This is a genomic window from Stenotrophomonas ginsengisoli (assembly GCF_001431485.1).
Classification (GTDB): Bacteria; Pseudomonadota; Gammaproteobacteria; order Xanthomonadales; family Xanthomonadaceae; genus Stenotrophomonas; species Stenotrophomonas ginsengisoli.
In genome coordinates, this window is sequence record NZ_LDJM01000021.1 from 145,071 (window position 1) to 160,835 (window position 15,765).

16 protein-coding genes are annotated in these 15,765 nt (G+C 66.8%); 5 read left to right on the forward strand and 11 right to left on the reverse strand.

What is annotated here, in order from left to right:
* Nucleotides 1-32: 32 nt before the first annotated feature.
* From ABB30_RS09160 to ABB30_RS09170, 3 genes are all read right to left on the reverse strand, one after another.
* A complete protein-coding gene (locus ABB30_RS09160; RefSeq protein WP_057637991.1) occupies nucleotides 33-1,712 on the reverse strand; it encodes a PA domain-containing protein in 1,680 nt (559 codons plus the stop codon).
* Complete coding sequence (locus tag ABB30_RS09165) at nucleotides 1,709-2,128, reverse strand: post-PEP-CTERM-1 domain-containing protein (protein WP_057637992.1); 420 nt, start codon at nucleotides 2,126-2,128, stop codon at nucleotides 1,709-1,711. The genes ABB30_RS09160 and ABB30_RS09165 overlap by 4 nt, the downstream gene beginning before the upstream one ends.
* A 203-nt stretch (nucleotides 2,129-2,331) precedes the next feature.
* Nucleotides 2,332-3,207 carry an acyltransferase gene (locus ABB30_RS09170; protein ID WP_057637993.1) on the reverse strand — a complete coding sequence of 292 codons (876 nt, stop codon included), beginning with the start codon at nucleotides 3,205-3,207 and terminating at the stop codon, nucleotides 2,332-2,334.
* A gap of 438 nt (nucleotides 3,208-3,645) precedes the next feature.
* Between ABB30_RS09170 and ABB30_RS09175 the strand changes: the two genes are divergently transcribed.
* The gene (locus ABB30_RS09175; protein ID WP_057637994.1) at nucleotides 3,646-4,743 is read left to right on the forward strand and encodes a Glu/Leu/Phe/Val dehydrogenase dimerization domain-containing protein; all 1,098 of its coding nucleotides are present in this window, start codon (nucleotides 3,646-3,648) and stop codon (nucleotides 4,741-4,743) included.
* A 59-nt stretch (nucleotides 4,744-4,802) separates the two neighbouring features.
* Here the strand turns inward: ABB30_RS09175 and ABB30_RS16505 are convergent, their stop codons facing one another.
* The gene (locus ABB30_RS16505) at nucleotides 4,803-7,613 is read right to left on the reverse strand and encodes an autotransporter serine protease (protein ID WP_057637995.1); all 2,811 of its coding nucleotides are present in this window, start codon (nucleotides 7,611-7,613) and stop codon (nucleotides 4,803-4,805) included.
* A gap of 185 nt (nucleotides 7,614-7,798) precedes the next feature.
* Between ABB30_RS16505 and ABB30_RS09185 the strand changes: the two genes are divergently transcribed.
* The 4 genes from ABB30_RS09185 to ABB30_RS09200 all read left to right on the forward strand — a co-directional run bounded on the left by ABB30_RS09185 (nucleotide 7,799) and on the right by ABB30_RS09200 (nucleotide 10,347).
* On the forward strand, nucleotides 7,799-8,974 hold the full coding sequence (locus ABB30_RS09185) for a thiolase family protein (protein WP_057637996.1): 1,176 nt from the start codon (nucleotides 7,799-7,801) through the stop codon (nucleotides 8,972-8,974).
* Nucleotides 8,975-9,098: 124 nt separating this feature from the next.
* The gene (locus ABB30_RS09190; RefSeq protein WP_083489784.1) at nucleotides 9,099-9,368 is read left to right on the forward strand and encodes a hypothetical protein; all 270 of its coding nucleotides are present in this window, start codon (nucleotides 9,099-9,101) and stop codon (nucleotides 9,366-9,368) included.
* 154 nt (nucleotides 9,369-9,522) lie between these two features.
* On the forward strand, nucleotides 9,523-9,864 hold the full coding sequence (locus ABB30_RS09195; protein WP_057637997.1) for a hypothetical protein: 342 nt from the start codon (nucleotides 9,523-9,525) through the stop codon (nucleotides 9,862-9,864).
* Nucleotides 9,865-9,954: 90 nt separating this feature from the next.
* Nucleotides 9,955-10,347 (forward strand): hypothetical protein, encoded by a 393-nt coding sequence (locus ABB30_RS09200; protein ID WP_152980668.1) that lies wholly within the window; start codon nucleotides 9,955-9,957, stop codon nucleotides 10,345-10,347.
* 55 nt (nucleotides 10,348-10,402) lie between these two features.
* Here the strand turns inward: ABB30_RS09200 and ABB30_RS09205 are convergent, their stop codons facing one another.
* The 7 genes from ABB30_RS09205 to ABB30_RS09235 all read right to left on the reverse strand — a co-directional run bounded on the left by ABB30_RS09205 (nucleotide 10,403) and on the right by ABB30_RS09235 (nucleotide 15,763).
* Nucleotides 10,403-11,644 carry an FAD-dependent oxidoreductase gene (locus ABB30_RS09205; RefSeq protein WP_057637999.1) on the reverse strand — a complete coding sequence of 414 codons (1,242 nt, stop codon included), beginning with the start codon at nucleotides 11,642-11,644 and terminating at the stop codon, nucleotides 10,403-10,405.
* 84 nt (nucleotides 11,645-11,728) lie between these two features.
* Complete coding sequence (locus ABB30_RS09210; RefSeq protein WP_057638000.1) at nucleotides 11,729-11,935, reverse strand: cold-shock protein; 207 nt, start codon at nucleotides 11,933-11,935, stop codon at nucleotides 11,729-11,731.
* Nucleotides 11,936-12,022: 87 nt separating this feature from the next.
* Entirely contained in the window at nucleotides 12,023-12,769 is a 747-nt protein-coding gene (locus ABB30_RS09215; RefSeq protein WP_057638001.1) for an S-methyl-5'-thioinosine phosphorylase, read from the reverse strand.
* A gap of 120 nt (nucleotides 12,770-12,889) precedes the next feature.
* Complete coding sequence (locus ABB30_RS09220) at nucleotides 12,890-13,444, reverse strand: hypoxanthine-guanine phosphoribosyltransferase (protein WP_057638002.1); 555 nt, start codon at nucleotides 13,442-13,444, stop codon at nucleotides 12,890-12,892.
* The gene (gene nagZ, locus ABB30_RS09225) at nucleotides 13,444-14,451 is read right to left on the reverse strand and encodes a beta-N-acetylhexosaminidase (RefSeq protein WP_057638003.1); all 1,008 of its coding nucleotides are present in this window, start codon (nucleotides 14,449-14,451) and stop codon (nucleotides 13,444-13,446) included. The genes ABB30_RS09220 and nagZ overlap by 1 nt, the downstream gene beginning before the upstream one ends.
* Nucleotides 14,452-14,521: 70 nt before the next feature.
* On the reverse strand, nucleotides 14,522-15,217 hold the full coding sequence (locus ABB30_RS09230; RefSeq protein ID WP_057638033.1) for a DsbA family oxidoreductase: 696 nt from the start codon (nucleotides 15,215-15,217) through the stop codon (nucleotides 14,522-14,524).
* Nucleotides 15,218-15,259: 42 nt separating this feature from the next.
* Nucleotides 15,260-15,763 carry a CYTH domain-containing protein gene (locus tag ABB30_RS09235; RefSeq protein ID WP_057638004.1) on the reverse strand — a complete coding sequence of 168 codons (504 nt, stop codon included), beginning with the start codon at nucleotides 15,761-15,763 and terminating at the stop codon, nucleotides 15,260-15,262.
* Nucleotides 15,764-15,765 lie beyond the last annotated feature (2 nt).

A 15,765-nucleotide genomic window follows, 5' to 3' on the forward strand; every position in this document is an offset into this window, starting at 1 on the left:
CGTTGTGGTTGTACTGCCACCACGCTACGGCGTCAGAGCGTGCCCGCCTTGGTCGCGCAGGTACGTACCTTGAGCCGGTCAGCCGAGCTGATCAGCCCCAGGTCACGCAGCTCATCGGCCAGGCCGTTCATGCACGACAGGTAACGCACGCGGTTGCCATTGGCCGAGACCCGGCAGATGTTCTCGTTGGCCACCAGGTTGGCACCAATGAACAGGCCCGGGTTGGTGAAGCGGGCAATCCCTGTATCGCAGCCATTGATCTTGGTGCTGCTGGTATCCAGCTGCCAGCCGATGTCCTTGAACACCCCCAGGGTCAGGTCAACGATATAGGCGCCGTTGGTGGACGGCGTATTGGCCGGCTCCATCAGGGCGTCGGGCTTGAGCACGGTTTCAAAGTGCGAGAACGAGGAGCCGCTGGCCACCGTAGCCGGTGCGTACAGCAGCGCACGCCCTTGCGTATCGGCACCGGCATATTGCCCGGCCACCGTACCCAGGCGCGCCTGCAGGTTGCCGCCCGCCAGGATCTGGGTCGCCCCGGCCAGGTTGACACTGATGGCCGGGATGGTCGCCGTCACGCTCGGGTCCTCGGCCATGCCCGGTGCGGTGCCCGGATCACTGGAACTGGCCACGTTGCCGATGATCACGCCGATCGCGCCGGCATTCTGCGCATTGACCGTCTTCGGCTCGAACGAACAGGTGCCACGGTTGATGTAGGCGATCTTGCCGGTCAGGCTGCCCGGTGCCAACGGCTCGCAGGCATCGGCGGTATCGCCGACCCCGTCATTGACCACCACCAGCGGCGCGTTGAAGTTGGCCGCGGTGGCCGCCGGCCCGAACGAGGCTGCGCCGAAGAACTGGGTCACCAGCGGCGATGCGCCACCGCTGACCTCCAGCACCAGGGCCGGATCCAGCCACAGCGGCACCTGGGCGGTGGTGGCTGCGCCACGCCAGGCCGGTGCGCCGCGGGTGCGGATGGACAGCGCACGCTGGGCCGGGGTGGTGGCCGGGTCATCGAAAACACGCCCGGTCAGGTTGTCGATCGCATTGTTGGTGTAGACGTCGCTGTAGCCGCGGTAGGCCGTGATGCCGGTGCGCTCGCCCAGCACGCCGGTGGTGTAGCCGACGAAGCCGGAAAAACCCATGCCGTGGGCGATTTCATGGATCACCACGTCCAGGAAGTTGATCTTGCCGTCCGGGGTGTTGCCGTCCAGGCCGTAGTACCAGCCCGAACCGGTCATGCACGGGGTGCCGTCCGGGTTCTGCCCGCCGAGGTTGGCATTGAAACGGCTGGTGATATCGGTGGCCGCCGTCGGGTTGATGTTGCTGCCACTGACCGCATTGCCCAGCGCGCCGTGGAAGATCATGCCCGGCGCGGTGCCGGCCGGCGGGGCGGCAGCCACCCAAGAGGCACCAGCCGAGCCCAGGGTGCCACCGGTGGCGGTACAGGCCAGGGACTGGAAGCTGGCACCGACCTTGACCGGCACCGTGCTGGTCAGCGAGGTGCCCAGCAGGTCGGCGGCAAAGCGGTAGACGATCTGGCGTTGCTGGCCAACGGTGGTGCCGGGGTTGCCCCCCACCGGGTTGGCCGCGGTCGGGTCATTGAGCCCCTGCCCGGCCGGATCCTGGTTGACCACCTGGATGGTCACCGCAGCCTGGGCGCCGGCAGAAGCCAGCAGCAGGCCGAGTGCACAAGCGAGCGCACGCTGGTTCATTCACTGACCTCCTGGGTTGCGTGGGCATGGCCGTCGTCAGAGGACTCACTGATCACCACCTTGCCATCCGCGCCGATCTGCGCGGTCATCGAATGCATGGCCGACAGCGGCAAGGTGGCCACGCTCAGCCCGTTGGGCAGGACCCTCAAGGTCTTTTCAGCCTCGGCTGCGGTCTGCGGCATCGCCGCCCAGGCCGCATTGGTGGTGCTGCGTGCCTGCACGCTGGACTGCTGCTGGGCCTTGCTGGAAAGTTCGGCAACTTCGGCATCGCTGAGCTGGCGCAATTTGCCGGTGCGGGCATCGATACCCGCCACCATTGCCTGATCGGCTGCGGGCTCCGGGGCCGGCTCGGCGGCCATGGCACCGGCACTGCACAACACTGCACTGACTGCGAACAACAACACGGGGCGTTTCATCGGGAATGCTCCACAGCTATCAAGCCGGAAACCACACCTGCCAACTGCACCTGCCACACCACGTCCGGCGACCCGTCGTGCCGCAGCAGTGTGACCACAATCACGGCATTTATGCAATATTCATTCCAGTACGCCAGCGCATGGAAACGCGACCCGCAGGCAACAAAAAAGGGAGCCTGCGCGGCTCCCTTTCCTGGCTCCAGTCAGTCCAGCAACTGGCTGATCTGGCGGTCCTTTTCTTCCCAGACCATGTTCATCCAGCGCTGGAAGCGGACCCGGAATTCACGATCGCCCTGGTAGTCGCCGCCGACGAACTCGGCCGGAATCGGACGCTGCCGCACCACCACCTTCACCTCCGGCACGCGGTTGCCGATCAGATCGATCATCGACGGCCGCCCGCCCGGATAGACCACGGTCACATCGACGATGGATTCCAGGCCCGTGCCCATGGCATCAAAGACGAAGGCCACACCGCCGCTCTTGGGCTTGAGCAGGTGCTGGTAGGGCGATTGCTGGCTGGCATGCTTGGCTGCGGTCATGCGCGTGCCTTCGACAAAGTTCATCACCGCCACCGGGATGTCGGCGAACTTGGCACAGGCCTTGCGCGTGGTTTCCATGTCCTTGCGCCCCAGCTCCGGGTTGCGCGCGATCTGCTGGCGGCTGTAGCGGCCCATGAACGGGAAATCCAGCGCCCACCAGGCCAGGCCCAGCACCGGCACCCAGAACAGGGAGCGCTTGAGGAAGAAGCGCAGCAGCGGGATCTTGCGGTTGAAGGCCTTCTGCAGGACCACGATGTCCACCCAGCTCTGGTGGTTGGCCATGACCAGGTAGTGACCATCGCGGCGCAGGCCGGCCGGCAGCTCGATCTGGAAACGGGTACGGGTGAAGGCATCGATCATCGCCGTGTTGACCGCAATCCAGCTCTCGGCCAAGCCGGTCAGCACCGGGTTGAAGGCCCGGCGCAGGCGGTCAGAGGGCGCAATCGCCTTGATCAGGGCCAGCAGTACCAACGGCGGCACATGCACCAGGGTGTTGAGGGCAATCAACGAAACAATGACGACAACACGCAGCCACACCATGGGGCACCGTAGATCCGAGACTGAAAAACGGTGCACAGGGTACAACGAGCACCCCGTTCCTGGCTTGCGTGCACAGGGCGGACATGCCTGATCGCCGCCCCCTGCGCCAGCACCGGCCTGCAGCGCCCGGGCATCGGTAACGGCACGGTAACGCCGGGGCCGGCAGCATGGGTGCATGGATTGCCCGGCCAGCGCCCTGCCCGCAGATCGTCCCGTCAGCGCCACGGCGGCCATCGCACCCTGCCTGCGGCCAGTATCCGCGGCGCACGGCCCGGCCGCGGTCCTTGCCGTTGCCGGCGACTGCCCGCATGCACATGCATGCCTGGCCCGAGTGCGCCTACAATGCCGCCGTCAGCGACACCGCCCCTGCGGCAGGTGGTCGCTTTTTTTCTTCCCGCCAGCCCCGCACGCCGATTCGCCTCCGGAGCCGTATCCACGATGATCTTCGACATCCTGAGCACTGCCGGCCACGAACAGGTCGTCTTCTGCCACAACCCCGATGCCGGCCTGCGCGCCATCATCGCCCTGCACAACACCACCCTGGGCCCGGCCCTGGGCGGTGTGCGCATGCGGCCGTATGCCAGCGAGGCCGATGCGCTGGCCGACGTGCTCAACCTGAGCCGGACCATGACCTACAAGAACGCCATGGCCGGGTTGAATGTGGGCGGTGGCAAGGCGGTGATCATTGGCGACCCGAAGGCCGACAAGACCGAGGTGCTGTTCCGTGCCTTCGGCCGCTATGTCGATGCACTGGGCGGGCGCTACATCACCGCCGAGGACGTGGGCACCGATGTCACCGACATGGAGCACATCTATCTGGAGAGCGCCTTTGTCACCGGCGTCCACCAGGCCCACGGCGGCTCCGGTGATCCGGCCCCGTTCACCGCCTACGGGGCGCTGCAGGGCATGCGTGCCACCAGCGCACGCCGCCTCGGCCATGAGGACCTGTCACGCCTGCGGATCGCCGTGCAGGGCCTGGGTCATATCGGCATGGAGCTGGTCAAGCTGCTGCGCGACCATGGCGCCACCCTGCTGGTCAGCGACCTGGACCCGGCCCGGGTGCAGCGTGCGGTCAATGAGTACGGCGCCACCGCCATCGCCCCGGAGCAGCTGCTCGACACGCCGGCCGACCTGTTTGCCCCCTGCGGCAAGGAAGGCGCCCTGACCGCCGACAACGTGGCCCGGCTGCAGGTGCAGATGGTCTGCGGCACCGCCAACAACCAGCTCGGCGATGACCAGGCCGGCGCCCTGCTGGCCGAGCGCGGCATCCTCTACGCACCGGACTATGTGGTCAATGCCGGTGGCGTGATGAACGTCTCGCTGGAACTGGACGGCTACAACCGCGAGCGGGCGATGCGCCTGATCCGCTCCATCCATGCCAACCTGGGCAAGGTCTTTGACCTGTCCGAAAACCAGGGCTGCACCCCGCAGCAGGCAGCCGACCGTATCGCCGAACAGCGCCTGGCCGCGATCGGCAAGCTCAAGTTGCCGCTGGGCCGCGCCACGCCACGCATGAGCCGCCTGCGCGGCGAGTGAGCCACATCAACAAAAAGCCCGCTGTCGCGGGCTTTTTGTTTGCTGGCCACCACCAATACTCAGAAGCGCCCCTGCCACTGCACGCTGGCCCCGTGCCCGGCGGCCAGTGCCCCCAGACGCTGATGCCAGCCCAGGCTGAGCCAGCCGGCCTGCGGCCCCAATGGCCGGGCCAGCTGCACCCCGATCACCCCATGCGATTGCCCCAGTGCCGAGGTATCCAGCGCCGACCACGCATCCACACCGGTATAGCGCGCCAACCACGGTCCGCCCTGGCGCGACAGCACCTGCTGCCACTGCAGCTGTGTCTGCAACTGCCAGCCGGCCAGCTCGGTGGAGGCGCCCAGGCCAGCATTGGCACTGACGCGCTGCACATCCAGGGCATTGCCCTGCAGGCCCAGGCCGACCGCATCGGCCTCGCTGAAGCCATCGCTGCGCAGCTGCTCCCAGGCCAGGCCCAGCCACGGCTGCCACTGCCAGCGGCCATGCTGCCAGCGCTGCCCGGCCTCCACTGACAGGCTGTGCAGGCTGGCCTGGTAGCGCGAGTGGGCATCGAGGATCTGGCTGCCCAGCTGCAGCTGGCGGTCCATGCGGCGGTCGATCCGGCCACTGCTGAGGCTGGCCAGCCAATGGCTGCGGCCCTGCTGCCCGGCCAGCCACAGGTGCCCCTGCTGCTGCCGGTCCAGGCTGCGGTCGCGTGCCTGTGCCGTGGTCAACTGGCTCTGTGCCACGGCCAGGCCCACCTGCAGCCCGTTGCCCAGGGCCACGCCCTGGCCCTGCATCCAGCCATCGGCCTGCCAACCCACACCGACCTGGCTGCCGTTGAGCGCTTGTGCCGTTGCCAGCCGCCAGCTGCCATCGGCCCGTCCTGCGCCCACCTGGCCGGCCAGGGCCCGGCGCTCCAGCGCCAATGCATCGAAGCTGGCCGCCAGGGCCTGCCCGTGCAGCTGCCCGGACAGGCTGTCCAGGGTCTGCGCGGCGGCGGCCTGTGAACCGATGGCCTGGATGTCCCCGGCCGCCCGTACCAGTCCGTCAGGCACCTGTACGTCACTTGCGCCAGCATCAATGCGCTGGAAGGCCGCCTCCAGCCGCTGGGCCGACCCCAGGCTGGCCGGGGTGATGGTGCCCAGCGCCGAGGCTGCAGCCACCACATCCAGCCGGTTCAACCACAGGCTGACCCCATCGGCGCGGTAATCCAGCCGGCCATCCAGAAATACCGTGGAAGCCGGCGCGCTGAGCGTGCTGAACTGCCCGGTCACGCCACCGCCAGCACGCAGGATGTCGTAGTACGTGCCCATGCTGACGTAATCACGCTTGCCGGTGATGCTCACCGTACCGCCTTCCAGACTGGCCTTGCCGGCCACCGCCAGGTGTTCACCGGCCTTGAGGATCAGGGTGGCGCCACTGCCATGGGTGTAGTCACCGCCGACCGCCACGCTCAGGCCGGTGCCCGGATTCAGATGCAGGCTGCCGCGGTTGTGGATGCTGCCACCCGCCGCCGTGCCCAGCAGCAGCCGCGCCGGCGCGTTGATGTCCACCGTGGTGTTGCCCAGACGGCTGGCCGCCACGGTGCCGCCCAGCAAGGTGGTGGCACCGGTGTAGCTGTGGCTGGCCGTGCCCAGGTCCAGATAACCATCACCGGACACGCGCAGGCCACCGGCGCCACTCAGTGCATTGCCCCAGGTCGAGGTGGACGAGCCCAGGTTCACCGCCAGCTCGCCGAAATCCAGCCGCTGCGGACCCTTGATGGCCGCAGCGATGTTGAGCAGGCCATTGCCGAATACCGCATCGATGCCGGGGCTGCCCAGGTCGGTGGCCGTGCCCAGCAGGGTCTGGCGCACCGCATCGTTGCTGAAATAGGGGAAGGCCTCCCAGACCAGCGCCGCCGCTCCTGAAACCAGCGGTGCGGCATACGAGGTGCCACGTCCATAGTAATAAGCCATGCCGGTGCCGCTGCTGGCCGCCGGATCGATGTAGGCCGCCGTGCCTGGTGCGGCCAGGCAATAGCGCGCCGCCACGCCACAGGCATTGGAGTAACTGGCCAACTGGTCCGGGTTGGCCGTATCCAGGGCGGCCACGGTCAGCCAGCCACGTTCCAGATCGGCGGCCGGCAGGCTGCCGTTGGGACCGGTCTGGCTGGGCAGTGCGGCCATGTCCGAGGGGTTGGCACGGCCGTCATTGCCGGCAGCAAACACCACCAGGCCATCGTTGTTGAAAATGAAGGGCCGGTACTCACTGGCGATCGGCGCGGTGGCATTGCGGTTGGTCCAGTACAACCCGCCCCAGGAGTTGTTCATGATGCGCATGCCGGCGGCGATCAGGTCGTTGTGGATGGGCAAAAAGCCCAGCGCACCGTCCACCTCGTTGCCCTTGCCCGAACCATCATCGGACGGTGCCTTGTCGGCGATGATGCGCGCCGACAGCACCCCGGCGCCCGGGGCAATGCCCCCCGGAAAGCTGCCGACCGCCGCGCCGGCCGCCAGCTGGGCCACCACCGTGCCGTGGCCGACCACATCGTCCACCTTCAGGTTGTTGGTGCTGCTGTTGATGTAGGCATAGTTGGTCAGCACCCGCCCGGCCAATGCGGGATGGTTGCGGTTGACCCCGGAATCGACAATGCCGATGCGTATCCCCTTGCCGCTCAAGCCGGCCGCATGCGCCGCATCGGCACCGGTAATGGCCAGATGCGCATCGAAGGCCGGCTGCGGATAACTGGGGGCCGGTGCGGGAGCCGGAGCCGGGGCTGGCGCCGGCGGAATCGACGCCGGCGGTGGATCGGCGCGGGTGTTGCCGCCCCCGCCGCCACAGGCGGACAACAACAGGCCCAGGCTGCCCGCCAGCACAGCCAGTGAAGTATTGCGCTGCTCGTTCATTGCTCCTTCCCCAGGTATGGACAGCGGCCTTCGCGCTACGCCAGCGCAAGCTAGGATGTTGCCGTCGCGACCTGCCTATACTGCGCGATCTTTGCCGACTTTGGCAGGACTGTGCCGTAAGTCCAATGGCCCTGCACCGGTGCAGGGATCACTATCTTTTGCTTGCTCTGAACGGAAACTTCGCAATGACCCAGATCGTCATCACCGCCGCCAAGCGCACTGCCATCGGCTCCTTCCTTGGCCAGTTCAACGGCGTCCCTGCCACCACCCTTGGCGCGGCGGCCATTGCCGCTGCCGTGGAGCAAAGCCAGCTGCCGGCCGCACAGGTCGATGAGGTGATCATGGGCTGCGTGTTGCCGGCCAACCTGGGCCAGGCCCCGGCCCGCCAGGCGGCCATCGCCGCCGGCCTGCCGCTGGCCACCGGTGCCACCACCATCAACAAGGTCTGTGGCTCGGGCATGAAGGCCATCATGATGGCCAGCGACCTGATCACCGCCGGCTCGGCCAAGGTCGTGGTCGCCGGCGGCATGGAGTCCATGTCCAACGCCCCGCACCTGATCCCCAACTCGCGCACCGGCAACCGTTACGGCAACTTCCAGGCCATCGACCACATGGCCCATGACGGCCTGACCAATGCCTATGACGGCCAGCCGATGGGCGTGTTCGGCGAGGCCTGTGTGGCCAAGTACGGTTTCAGCCGCGAAGACCAGGACGCCTGGGCCATCCAGTCGGTCAACCGCGCCCAGGCCGCCGCCGCCAACGGTGCGTTCAATGACGAAATCACCCCGGTCACCGTGGCCAGCCGCAAGGGCGAGGTCCAGCTGGCCAGCGACGAACAGCCGGGCAAGAGTGACACCAGCAAGATCCCCGGCCTGCGTGCGGCCTTCAAGAAGGACGGCACCATCACTGCGGCCAGCTCCTCCTCCATTTCCGATGGCGCCGCCGCGCTGGTGCTGATGGCCGCCGATACCGCGGCCGCACAGGGCATTGCCCCGCTGGCCCGTCTGGTCGCCCAGGCCACCCATTCGCAGGAGCCGGAGTGGTTCACCACCGCTCCGATCGGTGCGATCGAAAAGGTTTTGGCCAAGGCCGGCTGGAATGTTGCCGAGGTTGACCTGTTCGAGATCAATGAAGCCTTCGCCGTGGTGGCCATGGCGCCGGTCAAGGAACTGGGCCTGGATCCGGCCAAGGTCAATGTCAACGGCGGCGCCTGCGCACTGGGCCATCCGATCGGTGCTTCCGGTGCCCGCGTGGTTGTGACCTTGGTCAATGCTTTGCGCAACCGTGGCCTCAAGCGTGGCGTCGCCTCGCTGTGTATCGGCGGCGGCGAGGCTACGGCCATTGCCATCGAATTGATTTGATTGGGAATTAGCACCAACCCAGAAATATGAATAGGGGCACGCTTGACACCCGATTTTGCCTCGTCATCATTGTCTACGCCGCGCGAAGAGCGCAGCCCCACCAAACCACTTAAGGATTACTCTCATGAGCATCAACAAGCTGCTGATCGCCCTGGCCCTGGGCCTGGCTCTGACCGCCTGCGCCAAGCAGGAAGCTACCGAAACCGCCGCTGTCGAAGCCCCGGCTGCTGAAGTCGCTGCTGAAGTCGCCGCTCCGGAAGCTCCGGTTGCTGAAGAAACCACCGCTGCTGACGCCACCGCTGCTCCGGCTGCTGAAGGCGAAGAAGCTGCTGCTCCGGCCGCTGAAGGTGAAGAAGCTGCTGCTCCGGCCGCTGAAGAAGCCCCGGCTGCCTAATTTGTTGGCCAGCCTTGCGGCTGGCGACAAAGGCAAGCATGAACCGTCGACCAATGGTCGGCGGTTTTTTTTTTGCCCCAGTCATCTTCTTGACATCTTCTGAATGTGCACCTGCCTAGGATGCGACCCGTCCCCCAACCCACTTGGAGTCGCAATGAAGACCCTGAACATCGCACTGATTGGTTTTATCGCCCTGGGCCTGGCTGCCTGCTCCAAGCAGGACCGCGCTGCCGAAGCTGCGGCTGACGCACGTGAAGTTGCCAACGAAGCACAGCAGACCGCCAACGAGCTGAAGGCCGAAGGCGCTGCCACTGCCGAAATCGCCCAGAACGCTGCCGACACCGCCCACAATGCGGCCGACCAGGCACTGGACCAGGCCCACCAGGCCGCCAATGCCACCACCGCCGACGCTGCCGACGCCGCCAAGGACGCCGCCCAGGCTGCCGAGGATGTGGCCAAGGAAGCCAAGAGCGCTGCCGAAGAAGCCAAGCCGTAACGTCCCACGCTGCAATCACGGCCGCCGGGACCTCCCGGCGGCCGCTTTTGTATTCCTCTCCATCCCATACCCCTTGATCGAGGCATTGCCATGAAGCACACCACCGCCCTGCTGTTCGCTGCCACCTTTGCCTTGGGCCTGACCGCCTGCAACCAGCCGCAGGCCGAGAAGGCTGCCGACAACATCGAAGCGGCCGGCGAGAATGCCGCTGCCGCCACCCGCGATGCCGCCGACAACGCTGCCCAGGCCACCCGTGAGGCTGCCGCCAATACCGAGCAGGCGCTGGACAACGCGGCTGCCAACACCGAGCAGGCACTGGACAACGCCGCGGCCCACACCCGCGAAGCGGCGCAGAACACCGGCGATGCCGTACGTGATGCTGCTGCCCGTGCCGCCCAGAGCACGGCCAACGCCGCCCAGAACGTCGCCGACAAGGCCCAGCAGACCGCTGACAAGGCCAAGGATGCTGCCCACGATCATTGATCGTTGTCAGGCGCTGCAACCGAAAACCGCCGTCAGCTCGCTGACGGCGGTTTTTTCATGCCTGTCGTTGCTGCAGGTGGGCATCCATGGCGGCGATGAAATCCTCGCCCAGTGACAACTTGCCGAGCACGCCCTGCTGGGTCCCGGTCAGTACCCGCAGCAGGTGCTGGCGGCCCAACGGCATGCTGCCCAGCGGGCCCAGCAGCAGGTCACGCGCTGCAGCCAGACGGTTGTGGTCAGACTGGAACAACGGGGTGAGCCAGCGGCTCCAGAACTGGTAGATCCAGACATGGGCCTGGCGCAGGCGCTGGTAATTGGCCAGTGCCTGATCAAGGTCAGTGCTCTGTTGCAACTGGGTGGCCAGGGTCCAGGCATCGAGCAGGGCCATGTTCACCCCCTGCCCCAGCTGCGGGCTCATGGCATGGGCACTGTCACCAGCCAGCACCAAGCGGCCACGCGACCATGCACTGACCACCGCATCGCGGTAGCCGGCACGCAACAGCTGGCCATGGGTCTTGACCTCCTCCAGGCGCTGCGCACATTGGGGCCACAGCCCGGCCAACTCCTGCTTCCACGCGGTCAGCGGCTGCTCCTCCCAGGCCTGCTGGCTGTCACTGCGCAGGGACCAGAAAAAGCTCAACCGCGGCACCGGATCCCCCGGACGGGTGCCGACCGGCAACAGTCCGGCCATCTTGTGCGTACCGGCATAGCGCTGGCGCAACTGCGTGGCGTGTTCCCAGCCGCTGGCATCGAGCAGGCACCAGCGTGCGCCCCAGGGATAGGGCTGGTCGCGTTGCGCAGGCCCCACTTGGCCGCGCAGGCCCGAATTGGCCCCGTCTGCCGCGATGATCAGATCAAACGGACCGTGGCGGACACCGTGTTGGTCGTGCAGGTAACGCAGGGTCGGGTCCAGCGCACTGATCCGGGTACCGGCGTGCAGTTGTCCGCGTGGCTGCCAGGCCGCATCCAGCAGTTCGAACAACGCGCCGCGCTGCATGCCCAGGCCGAACAGGCGTGCATCCAGACGCGCATAACGGATGTCCATCACCGTGCGTTCGCTTGCCGACTGCCCGAACAGCTGGTGCACCACCGCGCCATGGGCAAAGGCGGCATCCAGCAGGCCCATCTGCCACAGCACCTGCAGGCCACTGGGCTGGAGCAGGAAGCCGGCGCCGACCGGCCCCGGCTGGGCAGCCTGCTCGAACACTTCCACCTGGATCCCGGCCCGGCCCAGCAGCACCGCCAGTGCCTGCCCTGCGGTGCCATAGCCGATGATGGCGACCTTGCCTGTACGCATCCTGCCTCCTTGCCGCCGCGCCCGGCGCGGCCAAAAAAAACCCCGCCTGTTGCCAGACGGGGTGGTTGTCAGCAATCGAATGGATTATTCGACCACGACAATGTTCGACGCCTGGGCACCCTTCGGGCCATCGGCCACGTCATAGCTCACGCGCTGGCCTTCCTGCAGCGAGCGAAAGCCCTTGGCATTGATCGCGGAGAAGTGCGCGAACACGTCGGCGCTGCCATCTTCCGGCGAGATGAAACCAAATCCCTTGGCGTCGTTGAACCACTTGACGGTACCGTTCGGCATGGTAATGCGTGACCTTTACAGATGAATGGGTGATGTACGAAATTCAACGTACGGCCAAAGTATGCAAAAGCATCACGTACGAATCAATCACTGGTTTACCAATTCACTAACAATTGCTGGCAGGCCGGCCGACGCAACTGCCACATTGGCTAGGACTTCGGCCATGGTGATCTCCTCGTCCCCGGCGCAACCGGCAGCCCAATTGGCCACGATCGCCAGGCAGGCGTAGTCCAGCCCGGCCTCGCGTGCGAGCCCGGCTTCGGGCATGCCGGTCATACCGACCAGGTCACAGCCATCACGGCGCAGACGCTCCACCTCGGCATTGGTTTCCAGACGCGGCCCCTGGGTGGCGCCGTAGCAGCCGCCATCGACCACACTGACCCCCGCACGTGCGGCGGCAGCCAGCACCTGGGCACGCAGGGCCGGGGTGTAGGGATGACCGAAGTCCACATGCAGCACCTCGCTGCCGGCCTCCTCGCAGAAGGTGGAGATGCGGCCCCAGGTGTAGTCGATCAGCTGGTCCGGGCAGCCCAGTACCTGCGGGCCCCAGTTCTCGCTGATGCCGCCGACCGTGTTCAGGGCCAGCACACGGGCCACACCCAGCTGCTTGAGGGCGGCGATGTTGGCGCGGTAGTTGATCTTGTGCGGCGGGATCGAATGCCCTTCGCCGTGGCGGGCCAGGAAGGCCACGCGCTGGCCGCCCAGGCTGCCGATGCGGATCGGGCCGGACGGCGCACCGTAGGGCGTATCCACCTGCACGGTGGTGACATCATCGAGCTGGGCCAGCGCATACACGCCGGTGCCACCAATCACGGCCAGGGCAATGGGTTCCATAACACTCCAGACAGGGTCAAGCGGCCGCAAGCACTGCAGCCGGAAAAATCAGCAAAGGATGGTGCCGGGGCACCTGCAAACGGACAACGCCAGCCCTCAGGCTGGCGTTGTGGCGGCCTCTCAGGCCTGCTTCATCGCATAGATCGCCGGCAGGGTGCGCAGGTTCTCGTCGATGTCCATGCCGAAGCCGAACACGAAGCGATCCGGCAGCTCCACGCCCGGGTAGTCGGCCTTGACGTCGGGCAGGCAGCGGTCGTGCTTCTTGACCGTCAGCACGGCGATGCGCACATCGGTGGCGCCCTGTTCCAGGCACCACTGGCGCACCCCCTGCAGGGTGAAGCCTTCGTCCAGGATGTCATCGACCAGGATCACGCGGCGGCCGAACAGCGAGCTGACCGGGCGGTGCTTCCAGACCAGCTGGCCGCCGGTCTCGCCGTGGTAGCGCGAGGCCTGCAGGTAGTCGAACTGGACGTCCTGGCCGCGTTCGCCCAGGGCCAGGGCGAGCAGGCCGGAGAACGGCAGTGCGCCGTTCATGATCGACACGAACACCGGGATCTCGCCCTTGTAATCGCGGGCGATGGCGTCTGCAATGGCGCCGATGGCCTTGTCGATGGTGGGACGGTCAACCAGCAGGTCGGCCTGGGCCACCGCTTGTTCAAGAGTGAGTTTGGACATCAGACGGTTCTTCCAAGGGTTTCAAACAAAAGGGATTGTGCGCTGGAATGGCGGGCATCGGCGAGCAGGCCGCCCCAGCCCAGGGCGCCACGGCCCAGCAGCGCGGCCACCGCAGCCGTATTCAGGGGGCGCCCCTGCACCGCCTCCAGGGCCGGTTCGACCAGCTCCGGATGGCAGACCAGGACCAGGTCGCAGCCGGCATCCAGATGCGCATGCACGCGGGCGGCCACACCACCGGCCTGGAACGAGGCGGCCATGCCGATGTCATCGGAGACCACCACGCCACGGAAGCCGAGTTCACCGCGCAGGATCTCGTTGATCCAGCGCGCCGAGCAGCCGGCCGGCTTGTCATCGACCTGCGGGTAGACCACGTGGGCCATCATCACCGCGTCGGCACCGGCGGCAATACCGGCCGCGAACGGAATCAGGTCGTGCTCGCGCAGCTGCTGCAGCGAACGCTCATCGCGGGCAATGTCGACATGGGTGTCTTCCAGCACCGTGCCATGGCCGGGGAAATGCTTCAGGGTGGCCGGCATGCCGGCCTCGTGCATGCCGGCCACGTACGCGGCCAGACACTGCGACACCACCTGCGGGTCGGCATGGAAAGCACGGTTGCCGATGGCCCGGTTGCCATGGCCCAGATCGGCCACCGGGGCAAAGCTCAGGTCCAGGCCACTGGCGCGGATCTCGCTGGCCATCAGCCAGGCATGCTCGCGCACCCGGGCCAGGGTGGCGGCGGCATCCTGGTCGAAATCGGCGGCCAGCTGCTGCAGCGGCGGCAGCGCGCTGTAACCGTCGCGGAAACGCTGGACCCGGCCACCTTCCTGATCCACCGCCACCAGCAACGGGCGCGGGCTGGCGGCACGGATGGCGGCGGTCAGTTCTGCCACCTGCTGGCGCGAAGCAAAATTGCGCGCAAACAGGATCACCCCGGCCACGGCCTGGTGTTGCAGCCATTGCCGCTCGGTGGCGGTCAGTTCGGTCCCGGCGACGCCGATCACCAGCATTTGCGGATTCTCCAGTACAGCCGCACCGGTCGGTGCGGTCGGCCATTGTCGCAGATGCGGCCAGCCCCTGTCAGAGGCTGCAAGCGCCCGGCCCGCAAGCCTGTGCGCCAGGTTCAGCCACCGCTGGTGCCAGCTCGGCGGCAATCTGGCGCAGGGCCTGCACGAAGCCGGCCACCGGCTGCGCGCCGGCGATGGCCCAGCGCTGGTTGATCACGAAAGTCGGCACCGAGCGGATCCCGGCCTGCTGGCCCTGGGCCATTTCGGCCTGCAACTCAGCCAGCCCCTGGTCACTGCCCTGCCAGTCCTGCACCTGCGCCGCATCCAGGCCAGCGGCAGCGCCGGCAGCCATCAGCACCTGGATATCGGCCAGGTTCTGGCCATGGGCAAAGTGGGCACTGAACAGGGCCTCGGCCACGGCGTGGACATCGGCTCCCTGCGCCTGCGCCTGCTGCAGCAGACGATGCGCCGGCAAGGTACTGACCTTGACCTGCCCCTGGCTGAAATCCATGGCCAGGCCATCGGCGCGGGCCTGGGCCTGGACGTTGGCCAGCAACTGCTCGGTGCGCTGCGCGCCGCCGAACTTGGCCTCATACGCCTGGCGCAACGGCACCGGCATCAGACCGGCTGTCGGATCAAGCTGGAAGGCGCGCCAGTTCACCTGCACCGGGCCGAACTGCGGGCCCAGTTCGGCCAGTGCCGCCTGCAGGCGGTGCTTGCCGATCCAGCAATACGGGCAGGCCAGGTCGGACCAGATATCAATGGTGATCACAGCACCCTCCTCGGGCAGTGGCAGGCAGCCAGGACCGCATCAACCGCGTTCGGCCGCACTCCAGCGGCTGTACGGGCGATCGGCCAGGGCCAGGTTGTAGTAACGCTGCTCGTCGGTGACTTCCGCGCCGGCCCAGACCGGCTTGGCAAAGGCCTCATCGGGGTGGTCCAGCTCGATCTCGGCCACCACCAGGCCAGCGTTGTCACCCAGGAACTCATCCACTTCCCACAGGTGCAGGCCCACCTGGACCAGGTGCCGGCGCTTGTGCACCAGGCCACCGACACACAGTTCCAGCAACTGCCGCGCATCGGCCACCGGCAACGGGTATTCGAACTCCTGCCGGCTGTGGCCAAGCTCGCGCGACTTGATGTTCAAGCGTGCCGATTCACCCTCGATGCGCACGCGCACCGAGGCCTTCTGGGTACCCGATTCAATCGCACCGACATCATTGAGATAGCCCTGGGCCATCTCGATCACCGCATGGGCCTGGGTCTTCCAGGCGTCAGCGGTGACCAGGAACTTGCGTTCGATCTCGATGGCCATCG